Annotated in this window: 9 protein-coding genes; 4 read left to right on the top strand and 5 right to left on the bottom strand. The window is 39.8% G+C overall.

Annotated features, from left to right (window positions below; genetic code table 11):
- Positions 1–158 precede the first annotated feature (158 nt).
- On the bottom strand, positions 159–1,931 hold the full coding sequence (locus LBYS_RS00405) for an asparagine synthase-related protein (RefSeq protein ID WP_013406932.1): 1,773 nt from the start codon (positions 1,929–1,931) through the stop codon (positions 159–161).
- Positions 1,932–1,933: 2 nt separating this feature from the next.
- A complete protein-coding gene (locus LBYS_RS19210) occupies positions 1,934–2,071 on the bottom strand; it encodes a hypothetical protein (protein WP_187287906.1) in 138 nt (45 codons plus the stop codon).
- A gap of 405 nt (positions 2,072–2,476) precedes the next feature.
- Here LBYS_RS19210 and LBYS_RS00395 point away from each other — a divergent pair, with 405 nt between their 5' ends.
- Positions 2,477–3,208 carry a sensor histidine kinase gene (locus LBYS_RS00395; RefSeq protein WP_013406930.1) on the top strand — a complete coding sequence of 244 codons (732 nt, stop codon included), beginning with the start codon at positions 2,477–2,479 and terminating at the stop codon, positions 3,206–3,208.
- Here the strand turns inward: LBYS_RS00395 and topA are convergent.
- Positions 3,205–5,673, bottom strand: coding sequence for a type I DNA topoisomerase (topA, locus tag LBYS_RS00390; RefSeq protein WP_013406929.1), 2,469 nt, complete (start codon positions 5,671–5,673; stop codon positions 3,205–3,207). The genes LBYS_RS00395 and topA overlap by 4 nt on opposite strands.
- 260 nt (positions 5,674–5,933) lie before the next feature.
- Between topA and LBYS_RS00385 the strand changes: the two genes are divergently transcribed.
- On the top strand, positions 5,934–8,204 hold the full coding sequence (locus tag LBYS_RS00385) for an aconitate hydratase (protein WP_013406928.1): 2,271 nt from the start codon (positions 5,934–5,936) through the stop codon (positions 8,202–8,204).
- 93 nt (positions 8,205–8,297) lie between these two features.
- Here LBYS_RS00385 and ltrA read toward each other — a convergent pair whose 3' ends face one another.
- Entirely contained in the window at positions 8,298–9,572 is a 1,275-nt protein-coding gene (gene ltrA / locus LBYS_RS00380) for a group II intron reverse transcriptase/maturase (RefSeq protein ID WP_049781352.1), read from the bottom strand.
- 813 nt (positions 9,573–10,385) lie between these two features.
- Between ltrA and LBYS_RS00375 the strand changes: the two genes are divergently transcribed.
- The gene (locus tag LBYS_RS00375; protein WP_013406927.1) at positions 10,386–11,537 is read left to right on the top strand and encodes a PQQ-dependent sugar dehydrogenase; all 1,152 of its coding nucleotides are present in this window, start codon (positions 10,386–10,388) and stop codon (positions 11,535–11,537) included.
- Between the two features lie 33 nt (positions 11,538–11,570).
- Here the strand turns inward: LBYS_RS00375 and uvrC are convergent, their stop codons facing one another.
- Positions 11,571–13,379, bottom strand: coding sequence for an excinuclease ABC subunit UvrC (gene uvrC / locus LBYS_RS00370; RefSeq protein ID WP_013406926.1), 1,809 nt, complete (start codon positions 13,377–13,379; stop codon positions 11,571–11,573).
- Positions 13,380–13,668: 289 nt separating this feature from the next.
- Between uvrC and fsa the strand changes: the two genes are divergently transcribed.
- Positions 13,669–14,325: a fructose-6-phosphate aldolase gene (gene fsa, locus LBYS_RS00365; RefSeq protein ID WP_013406925.1), complete on the top strand. Its 657-nt coding sequence runs from the start codon at positions 13,669–13,671 to the stop codon at positions 14,323–14,325.
- The last annotated feature ends 2 nt before the right edge of the window (positions 14,326–14,327 follow it).

Below are 14,327 nucleotides of genomic sequence, written 5' to 3'. Positions count from 1 at the left end.
TACGAAGAAATAGTTTTTCATGGCTATAACTATCAGCATCGATAGCCAAATTAAGGTATATCTACCAAAAGACACAACAATTTTTTACAATTTTTTCACAAATTGTAATTATTTCACCAAAATGAATAGTTATTTTTAATTAGAAGGAGGAGAAATTATTATTGAATAGTATCTAACCAAATACCTAGATACAAGACCCTAATTAATTTTCGTGCGAGGAGAGAGTTTGATTTAACATGAGGCCCCTTCTTTATAACATATGAAATCCCCCTCATAAATTCCTTTTTATTTACCCAATGCCAAAGGCTGCTATGATCAAGAAAGAACTCGGAATTAGAATTCCAAAGAGATATAAAAGAACTTATTAAATAGTATGAAAAATCGTCCTTTGTTGTACGATTTAATAGCTTCTGAGGCAAAAGCTCATTCATTGCTTCCCTCATAACCCATCTCGTTTTACCACCCCCAAATCGTATTTCATTAGGTACACCTAGGCAAAATTCAAAAAGTTCTTGATCAAAAAAAGGATGCTTGTACTCAAAATTATAGAAACGAGAAATTTCATTAAATTGATTAAAAGAATAAGGATAACTACCATTAATAACCGCCCGGAAATTTTCCAATAATTCTCTATTATTTATATCGTATATATCATAATAAGATTCAGCTGATAATTCACCTATAGAATAATTCAGCAATGATGGATCTGGCACCAAATCAAGCTTACTGAACACATTCGATATTACTTTATTTAATAATACTTTTAAATAAGAACCTGGAACATACCCCCACAGCAGATTTGCTGATTTCAAAAGGGCAGCAATAGACCTCCAGTCATTTTTCCTAACTAATGTTAATACCTCCTTGACAATAAGTTTCTTTTTATAAGCATCAAGTGTAATACTAGTATATTCTCTAGCCAAAAAATTTTCAACAAATAAAGTCAAATACTTCTCCCAATCCCCATCTGACTTTAAATCTTGCAAATAACCTAGCCCATGCCCGACTACAGAATCACCATCTATACCAGTAAACATTCGACTGATTCCTTTTTCACGTAATTCCTCGCTCAGTTCTATATGTGTAGTTGATGGCAGAATAAAAACCTCGGGAAAACCTGTCCTTTCGCACAACCACCTCTGATGGGTAAATATATTTTCCCCACTAGTATTGACCACGTGCAGTGGCAGGTCCAAATTATCAGCTACTAATCTAGCATAATCCAAATCACGATGACTTGTGTCACCACTATCATAGTAGTAGCATGAAATATCTTCTGAAACTACATGCCTTAAAAGTGTCGTAACTACTGAAGAATCCAGACCACCACTTAAATGTGAACCTATCTTTTGAGAATTTACTAGACCTCGCTTAATAGATTTAGTCAATAAGTCCCTAAACACGTCCGAGCTAGAATGTATAAAAAAAGGTTTAGGTACCGCACTATAGTAGCTTCTAAATAATTTATTGCCATCATTATCTATCTTAACATAATATGAAGGCGGGACTTGATATACTTCAGAAAAAAAAGTCCCAGAATTAATACTGGACTCTTTAGAAATCGAAAAATTAATATAATTGTATACCTCTATCGAATCTGGAGATTTACCCTTTCCAAGAATCCTTAAATTATCGGAAACAGTAATTTTATTCGACTCTTGGCAAAAATACAAAGATTGCACCCCAAATCGGTCTCTGACCAAATAGGTGCAATCTTCTGTTTGCAAAACCAATAAAAACTCGTGTTTTAATTCTTTAAAACAACTTTCATTTACAGCTAAAAATGCATGGATTATTTTTTCTTCACAACTATCACCCTCGTACCTGTTTAAAGATCCGAGATTAGAATTATCGCCTTTAAACCAAACATTTATACCTAAGTGAGAATAAAAAGACGAAATGCTATCTAGAAAATAGAGATCCAGAAGCATAATTAATCTTCCCCTCCCCAATCAGAACTAGATGGCTCAGTGAAATCTACTGCACTTCCCGATTTTAGAGTCAATTTCCTAAGCATTCCATGCTTCAATAATACAGGTTTCGTGTACCTCTTTTTTACTACAGGTTCCATATCAATTAATTTATTATTATTACTACCACTTGAACAAAAATATGGATTCGTTTTCCGAATCTGCAAACTTTTGAACATATTTTTTAACAAATTTAGCATAAAAGACTAAAATATATACTATTTATTAGCTACGCCAACTGAATTTATGTAATATATTTTAACCACCATGTATACCATTTTTACTTAACTACAAAACTATAAACACTCTCAGTAATATACATTAATTAAATAATTACGTTATGAAATTTAAAACATTTTTACAAACTAATCCAAATAACTAAGTAATTATTTTTAATTAATTAATGGCATACTTTTTGCATCTGTTAACAAAAATTATTAATTATTATATATATTTACCGTTAAAACACCCGTTTTTAAACTATCCACCAATAAATAAATAACCGAATGATTACCGTATTATTAGTAGCTTCCTGTCTTAGCATCGGAGTCTTGCTCTTGAGAAGAGAAAGACTCAGAACCGCTGAGAAAATCAAATCCCTTGAACATCTAAACCAACTTTATGTTCAGGCAGCTAAACAATTGTCAGCATACGAAACCAGAACTGAAATCGGTCAAAAATTACATGATGATCTGTCTTCAACCCTTGCCGGAATCGTACAAAATATGGAAGTTCTACAGAAACAAACTTTAGACGAAGAACTTCGAAAAAAGATACATTTCCTGTCCCAAGAGGCTGAAAAAGTTTATGATAAAGTGCGAGGTAAGAGCCATGAGCTCTTTATACATCATAGCGAATATGACCTCTTCGAGGATAATGTATACCGTCTCGTAGACCTACTCTGCCCTGATTCCTCTATCCATAAGGAGATAGAGATTGAAAGGGAGATAGCTTCTCAGCTCGACCTCAGTCAAAGAATAGAATTACTCCGAATCCTCCAAGAAGTACTCACTAACACCATGAAGCACGGCAAAGATGTCAGTGAAATCTTCATCTTCCTATACGAAAATGAATTAGGCGCCCCTGTGTTTCAAGTAGGCGACAATGGCTCCTCTTTTAATGGCAACTCAGATGGTATAGGCATACGCTCCATTCGTAAACGTGTGGCCCAACTAGAAGGCCAACTACAATTAGAAACGAAAGGAGGAGTAGCGTATACCATTACGCTACCTTCCTAAGCTGAACCCAGTTTAAGACATTCTTCTAAGGTAAGGTTTTCAGGCTCTACGCCTTTTGGAATTTTTACATTCCTTTTCCCTATTTGAATATAGGGACCATATCTACCATTCAATACTTTCACTTTGTCGTTTTCAGGAAACTCTTTAATCACTTTATTCGCCGCTTCCTTCTGCCCTGCCTGAATCAATTCCGCTACTTTCGCATCATCCATAGTTAATGGATCCTCCGTCTTCGGAATATTAAAATATTTACTACCCCATTTAATATATGGACCAAATCTGCCCTTACCTATAGTAACAGCCTGCCCATCATACTCTGACATCTCCCTAGGTAAAGAACCTTCTGCCCCACTCTGCTTTGCAGCAATCAAAGCTATAGCCCTCTCCTTTGTAACCGTCAATGGGTCTTCTCCTTTGTCTAGATTATAAAATTTACCATTATACAAAACATAGGGCCCGTACCTACCCTCGTTCACCACTATAGGATGACCTTCATGCAATCCTAATTCCAATGGCAATTTCGGCCCTCTTAAAATATCCAAAGCTTCTTCATACGTCAAGCTAGAGATCAATGTTCCTTTCTTAAGGGAAACAAATGTGGGCTTTTCCTCATCCGTAGCCTCTCCTATCTGTAAATATGGACCAAACCTGCCCACCTTTGCAAATATCTTTTTACCAGAATCAGGATCAACTCCTAACTCGTGCGACTGAGTACTCGCACTAGCACCTTCCGCGGCCTGCTCCACTTTGACCTGAAAATCCTTATAAAAGTCCTTGATCATCTTTTGCCAGGAAACCTTACCCTCTGCGATTTCGTCAAAGTCAGCTTCCATATCCGCTGTGAACTTATAATCTAAGATATTCTCAAAGTTCTCTACCAAATAATCATTAACTATCATCCCCAAATTAGTAGGGAACAATTTAGCCTTTTCACTTCCAAAGGTCTCTTGCTTTACAGCCGACTGTATCTGCCCTTCTTTCAATACCAATTCAGTGATATCTCTGGTCTGACCCGGACGGTCCTCCTTAACCACATATTCCCTCTTGATTACGGTAGAAATGGTAGGAGCATACGTAGATGGTCTACCAATACCTAATTCCTCCAATTTCTTCACCAAGCTTGCTTCCGTATATCTGGCCGGAGGTCTAGAATATCTTTCCGTAGCCTTCATTTGTAGCATATCCAAGGTCTGCCCCACATTTAAAGGCGGCAACATCCCTTTGCTCTCTTCGTCCTCTTCATCACTTCCTTCCATATAAACCTTAAGGAAGCCTTCAAATTTGATCACCTCACCGGAAGCTGTCAATTCTTCAGGACGAGTAGATATACCTATTTTAGCAATAGTCCTCTCAATCTTAGCCTCAGCCATTTGCGAGGCTATAGCTCTCTTCCAAATCAAGTCGTAAAGACGCTTTTCGTTCCTGTCTTCGCCCGCTGACATTACCGAAAAGTCAGTTGGACGAATGGCTTCGTGCGCCTCCTGAGCCGATTTATCCTTGGTTTTAAACACCCTTGATTTAGAAAACTCCTCTCCATATGCTTTCGCGATCTGATCCTTTGCCGCTGCTACTGCCTCCGCAGAAAGATTCGTAGAGTCCGTACGCATATAGGTGATCTTACCGGATTCATAGAGTCTCTGTGCTAAGGTCATGGTCTGCTGCACTGAGAAACTCAATTTACGAGATGCTTCCTGCTGCAATGTAGATGTGGTGAACGGAGGTGCAGGAGATTTAGTGGTAGGCTTTACTTCTAAAGAAGAAATGCTGAATATAGCTTGAACACAATCGTTCAAAAACTGTTCTGCCTGCTCCCTAGTTTCTAAATTCTTGGGTAATTCAGCAGATAACACTTTACCATTAGAAACATGAAAATCTGCTACTATCTTATAGGTAGAGGTAGATTTGAACTGCTCAATCTCCCTCTCTCTTTCTACTACTATACGAACTGTAACGGACTGTACCCTACCGGCTGACAGGTTCTTCCTCTCGCCCGCCTTGATCTTACGCCATAAAACGGGAGACAATTGAAAACCCACTAATCTATCTAAGATACGTCGGGCTTGTTGGGCATTCACCAAATCTAGATCTATGGTTCTAGGCGTCTCTATCGCCTTATTGATTGCATTCTTAGTGATCTCACGAAAAACAATCCTCTTCGTGTCAGGCTTCAAACCCAAAGCCTCTTTTAAGTGCCAAGAAATGGCCTCTCCCTCGCGATCATCATCGGTTGCTAACCAAACCTCCTTGTCCTTAGCTTCCTTCTTAAGTTCGTTAACTACCTTAACCTTATCTGGTGAAATTTGGTACGTAGGCTCAAAATCTTTTTCAATGTCTATCCCCATACCTTTATCGGGTAGATCGCGGATGTGACCGAAACTGGACTTCACTATAAAGTCTTTGCCCAGATACCCTTCTATGGTTTTTGCTTTTGCTGGTGACTCAACTATTACTAGATTTTTTGACATGTACGTTTGGAAAGTTGGCGCAAAATAAAGGATACTTTTCTAAAAATAGATGATAAACTTATTGAAAACCTTTCATCTTACTCTTTAGACTACTCCTTTTTCTAAAGAAAAAACATTTATGACAAATAAGTAGAAAAATGTTTAAAATAAAATATTTTGATTGTTTCTAAATAACAAAGGATTTGCCTCATTTGGAAATCAGTTTGTATTTTTGGGGGTTATTAAAGTTATAAAAAGGAACATTAACTTAATTATATCAGATGAAAGTATTTGACCTGGATATGATAAAAGCTGTGTACGCCCGTATACCTGAACGAGTGGACGCTGCAAAACAGCTTTTAGGCAGACCCATGACCTTATCGGAAAAAATTCTTTATGCACACCTATGGGAAAATCTTCCAGGTAAGCCGTATACCAGGGGCGTGGATTATGTAGACTTTGCCCCAGACCGGGTAGCCATGCAGGATGCCACCGCTCAGATGGCCCTTCTGCAATTCATGCAGGCAAAAAGAGAGAAAGTAGCCGTACCTTCTACCGTACACTGTGACCACCTAATTCAGGCCAAAGTGGGCGCTACTGAAGACTTAAAAACAGCTACTGAAACGAATAAAGAAGTATACGACTTCCTATCTTCCGTATCTAACAAATATGGTATAGGGTTCTGGAAGCCGGGTGCAGGTATTATTCACCAAGTGGTTCTTGAAAATTATGCCTTCCCTGGTGGAATGATGATAGGTACTGACTCCCACACGCCTAATGCCGGTGGCTTAGGTATGGTAGCTATTGGAGTTGGTGGTGCTGATGCTTGTGACGTAATGTCTGGATTAGCATGGGAACTTAAAATGCCTAAATTAATCGGTGTTAAATTAACCGGTACACTTAAAGGATGGGCCTCTCCAAAAGATATCATTCTTGAAGTAGCAGGTAGATTAACGGTAAAAGGTGGTACCGGAGCTATTGTAGAATACTTCGGAACCGGTGCTGATAAATTATCAGCTACAGGTAAAGGAACCATCTGTAATATGGGTGCTGAAATCGGTGCTACTACTTCTATCTTCGGATATGATAAGAAGATGGCGAAGTACCTAATGGCTACCGGTAGAAGAAGCGTAGCTATTGCAGCAAATAAAATCAAAAACTATCTACGTCCTGATCAGGAATGTATTGATAATCCTCAAGCTTATTACGATGAAGTAATCGAAATCAACTTGAGTAAATTAGAACCAAGAATTAACGGTCCTTTCACTCCGGACTTAGCTTGGCCTCTAAGTAAATTCGCTGCTGCAGTTAAGAAGAACAAATGGCCTCAAGAGCTTTCTGTAGGCTTGATCGGTTCTTGTACAAACTCCTCTTACGAAGACTTAACTCGTGCAGCCTCTATAGCTCAGCAAGCAGCTGACAAACACATCAAAGCAAAAGCCCAATATACTATCACTCCTGGCTCTGAAATGGTACGTTTCACAGCAGAAAGAGATGGTCTACTTGACACTTTTGCTAAAATCGGTGGTGTTACTTTAGCTAATGCTTGTGGCCCTTGTATCGGTCAATGGGCACGTCATGGTGCGGAAAAAGGAGAAAGAAACTCTATCATCACTTCCTTTAACCGTAACTTCGCTAAGAGAGCTGACGGTAACCCAAATACCCATGCATTTGTAGCTTCTCCTGAAATCGTTACAGCTTTTGCCATTGCCGGTGATTTAACCTTCAACCCTGCAAAAGATACCATCACTAACGAAAAAGGTGAACAGGTAAAATTAGATCCACCACTTGGAGTAGAATTACCTCCAAGAGGATTTGATGTAATTGATGCGGGATACCAAAAACCTGCTAGAAGCGGTAAAAACGTTAAAGTAAAAGTTAGTCCGAAGTCAGACAGACTTCAATTATTAGATCCTTTCAAACCTTGGGAAGGAACAGACCTTACCGGACTTAAGCTTTTAATCAAAGCCAAAGGTAAGTGTACTACTGACCACATCTCTATGGCCGGTCCTTGGTTGAAGTATAGAGGACACTTGGACAATATCTCAAATAACTTGTTGATCGGTGCTGTAAACTTTGCTAATGATGCCACTAACAAAGTGAAAAACCAATTGACAGGAGAGTACGGTGAAGTTCCGGCTACTCAACGTGCTTATAAAGCAGCTGGAATCGGTTCTATCGTAGTTGGTGATGAAAACTATGGTGAAGGTTCTTCAAGAGAGCACGCGGCAATGGAGCCACGTCACCTAGGCGTAAGAGCTATCTTGGTAAAATCTTTCGCTCGTATTCATGAGACTAACCTGAAAAAACAAGGTATGCTAGCCTTAACATTTGCTAATGCTGCAGACTATGACAAGATTCAGGAAGATGATACTTTTGATATCTTAGGTCTAACTACTTTTGCTCCTGGCAAACCATTAACAGTAGTAGCTCATCATAAGGACGGTTCTAAAGACGAAATCGTAGTGAACCATACTTATAACGAAGCTCAAATCAAATGGTTTAAAGCGGGTGCAGCCTTGAACCTAATCGCTCAAGGAGAAGTAGCTTAATCAAGCATCTTATATCGAGTAGGAAGATAGGGATTATTTCCCTATCTGTCCTCTCACACCACCCGGCATACGGATCCGTACCAAGGCGGTTTGTTAGAATAACGTCGTTTGATGCGTTGTTCTCCAGTAATAGTAGTCTGCAAATCCTTCGTAACCTAATTTAGTAAAGTATGAGTTTGTTAGCGTTGTTTGAACGATAGGGCTTGTCCCTGTCCGAGTATAGGATTTACGGGTGTTCGCATGTTGGTAGGCAAGCCAGCGTTTGGCTCCCAGTTTCATTAAGTTCCGAATTCGATTACCTGCGGTCTTCCATTGCTTCCAAAGCAGAACACGCAAGCGTCTTCGCACTAGTTCATCTAGTGTTACCATCACCTTCTTATTCGTTGCTATACGAAAGTAATCCACCCAGCCGTGAATAATTTGCCGTAGTTTAGTCAGTCGCTCATGCATAGGAGTAGCTGTATTACGTCGAGTATTTTGACGTAACTTCTCTCGGATTCGTTCGATACTCTTTGCAGAGATACGAATCTGCCAATCTCCTTGAGTTTTGAAGAAACTAAAGCCGAGTAAACTACTTTGGGAAGGTTTGCTTACCTTACTCTTTTCACGGTTCACTTTCAGTTTTAGTGTAGATTCGATGTAACTGGTGATGTTGCGCATAATACGAGTGGCGGATTTATTGCTCTTCGCGTAGATACTACAGTCATCCGCATAACGTACAAATCGATGTCCACGGGAGCTGAGTTCCGTATCCAGTTCGTTCAGGATGATGTTTGACAAAAGTGGACTTAAAGGACTGCCCTGTGGTGTGCCCTTGGTTCGCTTTTGTTCAAGACCATGATCCATAATCCCACAACGAAGGTATTTCCCGATCAGCGCTAGGACTCGACGATCCGTAATCTTCTTGCTCAAAAGATGCATCAGTATGTCGTGGTTCACTTGATCGAAGAATTGTTCCAAATCAAGTTCAACGACCCACGTGTAGCCCAAGTTCAGATACTCTTGCGCTTTAATGACGGCCTGATGAGCATTACGATTCGGACGGAAGCCGTAGCTGTTATCGTGAAAATCACCCTCATACTTTAACCCAAGCCATTGGGAAATGCTTTGCTGAATAACACGGTCGATGACCGTTGGGATACCCAGCATACGCTTGCCGCCACTTGCTTTGGGAATCTCTACTTTCCGAACAGCTTGTGGGCGGTAAGTGCCAGAGAGAATATCCGATCGCAGGGATTGCCAGTGCGTGTTAAGGTAGTCACGAAGATTATCGATCTGCATACCATCAACTCCGCTAGCACCTCCATTAGAGATGACACGATCAACTGCGTGTTTGACATTTCGGATGTGTAATATCTCTTCCAACATAGTATTACTAAAAAAAAACCTCAGGCATTGTGTCCACTTCGTTGCACGACTCAGCTAAGCTCCTCTTGCATTTTACTATCAGTTTCCGACCTACCCTCATGCAAGCAGTTCTCTTATGTGGTTCGGCTTTTAACACTTCGTCATAAACTTCATGGTTCCTTTGCCATTCTAACATTCAGACCTTCCCCTGTATAAAGTAGAGAAGCAGGGTACTATGTCCTCTGCTGACTTCTGACTAAAGCATACTAGCATTATTATTCTGCTATATGTTTCTTCGCGGGCATTCGCGTATACCTTTGACAGAGTTTAGTCAGATCTCCCCAGGTAAGAACAATAACTTTCACCTCATATATCCGCTACATTTACCATAGTGTTTCCGTACAGTTTAGGGCTTTGGCTTGTTTTGCAGCCTCACCCAACACTTGCGGCCTTGTATGTAGTTTCTGTTCGTCGGATCGAGGTTTTGCCTCAGACTTCCTTCAGATTCCACCTCACGGTGGACACCCTTGTCATAAGCTAACACTTCCCACTGTAAAGGCGTGTTCGGGACTTACACCCTAGAGTTATTGCACATGCTGGGCACACAAATAGAATGCCCTCTAATCCTAGAGGGCATTTTTTTTGCTCTATGTAATAAAGGAATACATTATAATTCAGACACCCATAGTCTACAAAGATCTAAATAGGATCCTTATATTAAGTTACAAATAATATTTTAATTATCAAAGACTTAAATGCTTTTTACATCTAAAAAGTCTATAAATTCTATAATTCTTCTATCTTTACCACTCTAATAATATCTAATCTAGCAAAATGAAAAGAATATTCTCATTACTATGGTGCGTGTTAGCACTCGCTTCATGTTCAGAATCCACAGCCAAAACAGAAGAAGAACAAGAAGTTGTATCAGACAACTTTGAGCTAAGCACAGAACTGGTTCTTGGTGATAGAGGCGCCATCTGGGGATTTGAATTCCTTCCTGACGGCGGAATCATTTTCACTGAAAGATCCGGAAAAATAGGCATCTTTAAAGATGGAAAAGTGACGGAACTGGCAGGTGTACCTAAAGTAGCTTACGAATCTCAAGGTGGCCTTCTAGACATTGCGCTTCACCCTGACTTTGCCAATAATGGTTGGATATACACCGCATACCTAGAAAACGTAGGTAAAGCTGCTAGAATGAATTTGATTCGCTTTAAGATTGAGAATAATGCATTAGCCAATGTTGAAAAACTTCTAAGCACTTCCGCTACTAATGAATGGAAAGGCCACAACGGAAGTAGAATTCTTTTTGACAAACATGGATATCTGTTCTGGAGTGTAGGTGAAGGAGGAAAAACTAGTCGCGGAGGAAAAGATTCACCTAACAAAAATGCACAGAACGTAAAAGAACTTTGGGGTAAAGTTCATAGACTACATGATGATGGTAAAATCCCTTCAGATAATCCTGTATTACCTGGTAACACAGAACCTACTTCCATTTACTCTTATGGACACAGAAACCCGCAAGGTTTAGCCTACAATGCAGAAGCAGATGAGGTTTGGGAAAGTGAACACGGACCAAGAGGCGGAGACGAACTTAACTTGATTAAGAAGGGCGAAAATTACGGTTGGCCATTCGTTTCCTATGGTATTAATTATGACGAAGTAGACATTTCAGGCAAAAAACATGAAGGTTATACAGAACCTACCTTCCAATGGACTCCTTCCCTTGGTGCTTGTGGCTTGACCTATCTGACTTCGGATAAATATGGAAGTTGGAAAGGCAGCCTCTTCGCAGGTGCATTAGCACTAAACCATGTTTCAAGAATCTATTTTGAAAACGGTGTAGCCAAAGAAGAGAAGATCTTACAAGACGTAGGCAGAGTAAGAGACGTAGTACAAGGACCTGACGGATTCTTATATTTATCTCTAGAAGGACCCGGCAGAATTGTCAAAGTGGTTCCAAGTCCTAAGACGAAATAAGAAAACAGAAGCCGACCACCAGGTCGGCTTTTTTTATGATTCAGTTTCCAAAAACTCTCGTACTCTTCTTGCCTTATCCTTACCTAACACCTGGATCAATTCCTCTTCTGATGCAGCTTTGATATTTCCTATGGTCTTGAAATGCGACAAAACCTTAGTAGCTGTAGTCTTCCCTATTCCCGGAGCTGATTCTAAACTTGAAATCAGGAAGTTCTTTGACCTCCTGTTTCTGTGGTGGGTTATACCGAAGCGGTGTGCTTCATCTCTACATCTCTGGATCAACTGTAGAGTTTCAGACTTCTTATCAATATAGATGGGTAAAGAATCCTCCGGAAAATAGATCTCCTCCAACCTTTTGGCAATACCTATTATAGGCACCTTACCATAGATCCCAATACTCTTCAATGCTTCACAAGCAGCAGATAATTGACCTTTACCTCCGTCCACAATAATCAAATCTGGTAAGGGACTACCGCTTTCCACTAAGCGGGTATATCTTCTCCCTACCACCTCACGCATGGTAGCGAAATCATCCGGTCCTTCCACCGTACGAGGGATATAATGCCTATAATTCTTTGGACTAGGTTGACCATTGATAAAACAAACCATAGCAGAAACAGGATTCGTACCCTGGATATTCGAGTTATCAAAACATTCTATATGTCGAGGCAGACTTGGTAAATGCAGGTCTTGCTTCATTTTGATCAATACCCTATCTCGCTTATTTGCATTGCCGGACTTAGTTATAGCCTCTTTCTCCGCCTTCTCATGCCTATAGAAAACCACGTTTCTGAGTGACATTTCTACCAGCTTCTTCTTATCTCCGGTTTGAGGCACCGTGATGGTGGCTTTAAAATCTATATCCGGATCTAAATTAGAAATGATCTCTCTAGCGGTACTCTCATATTTGGTTCGTAGTTCTAGCATGATGATACTCAAGATCTCCTCATCTGTCTCATTTAGTCGCTTCTTCACCTCCATGGTTTGTGTACTTATGATAGATCCATTCATGATCTTCAGATAGTTCACATAGGCTGCCGTCTCATCTGACTGTATGGTAAATACATCAGCATCTTTAATGGTAGGAGTAACTACGGTTGCTTTCGCTTGGTAATTCTCCAGGAATTCCAATTTTGACTTTAATTTATGAGCTTCTTCAAAGGCCAGTCGGCCGGCAGCAGCTTCCATCCTTTCTTGAAAATAGCTTTTTGCCGGACCTAAATTTCCTTTCAGAATGTCGTGCACCTGCTCTATTTCGTGCATGTATTCTTCTTCCGACTGTAAGCCTTCACAAGGCCCTTTACAGTTCCCAATATGATATTCCAAACATACTTTAAACTTCCCTGCCTCTACGTTCTCCTTGCTCAATTGATACTTACAGGTCCGAATGGTATATAACTGGGAGAACATATCTAAAAGCGCATACATGGGCTTAGCGCTGACGTACGGCCCATACATACGACCTCTACTCCTATCTTCAATTCTTCTGGTAAAGATTACACGAGGAAAACGCTCGTGGGTAACACAGATATAGGGATAAGTCTTATCATCACGAAGAAGTATATTGTATTTAGGTTGATGTTCTTTGATTAGATTATTCTCCAAAAGCAGAGCATCCCATTCCGTGGGAACAATGGTGTATTCCAAATGATGAATACTCTCTACTAGCTTACGGGTTTTACGATCTGCCCTATCATAATTATGGAAATAGGAACTAATTCTGTTCTTAAGGTTCTTCGCTTTTCCCACATATATGATTTCTCCATCCGCATTAAAATATTTATAAATGCCGGGCTCAGTAGGCAGATGGGAAAGAGTGTTCTTGTAATCAAATTTTATCATAACCAAAGATAAAACAAAAAGTAGGTCAAAAACATCCAACACTTCCCATACGAGCTTGATAAAAATTATAGCACAAATAAAATTTACTAACTCATACCATTAAACACCAATCAATTACAAAAAGACGCGAGGAAATTTGCAGGACATCCTTGTAGGAAAGAAAGAATTTCGTAATTTTGTCCCGGCAAATTACCAGCTCCTGCTGAATCCCCCAGGACCGGAAGGTAGCAAGGGTAGGCGGTCGTAGCGGTGAATTTGCCATTTTTTTTTGACCTTATTCATTCTACCCATGAAATTCTTCATAGATACAGCCAGTCTTTCAGAAATCAAAGAAGCACAAGATCTAGGCATCTTAGACGGTGTAACCACCAACCCCTCCTTAATGGCTAAAGAAGGCATTACAGGAGAGGAAAATATCAAAAATCACTACAAGGAGATTTGTAACATAGTAAGTGGTGATGTAAGTGCAGAGGTAATCTCCACTGATTACGAAGGCATGATCCGTGAAGGTCAGGAATTGGTTAAACTACATGAGCAAATCGTAGTGAAGATTCCTATGACTAAAGATGGAGTAAAAGCCATCAAATATTTCTCGGAAAGAGGAATCAAGACCAACTGTACTTTAGTATTTTCTGCCGGACAAGCCTTATTAGCTGCTAAAGCAGGTGCTACATACGTATCTCCTTTCATTGGTCGTTTAGATGATATCAGCACTGAGGGCTTAATCCTTATCGAAGATATCCGTACTATCTATGACAATTATGGATTTGCAACGGAGATTTTAGCGGCATCTGTTCGTACCCCAATGCACATATTAAACTGTGCTAAAATTGGTGCGGACGTTATGACAGGTCCTCTATCAGCTATTTTAGCGTTATTAAACCATCCTTTGACAGACATTGGTCTAGCTAAATTCTTAGCAGACTATGCGAAAGGAAATAAATAAAA

Origin of the sequence: Leadbetterella byssophila DSM 17132, from assembly GCF_000166395.1 — a bacterium.
GTDB classification, from domain to species: Bacteria; Bacteroidota; Bacteroidia; order Cytophagales; family Spirosomataceae; genus Leadbetterella; species Leadbetterella byssophila.
Note: the sequence above shows the minus strand (reverse complement) of the source record. Positions and strands in the feature narration are given on the sequence as shown.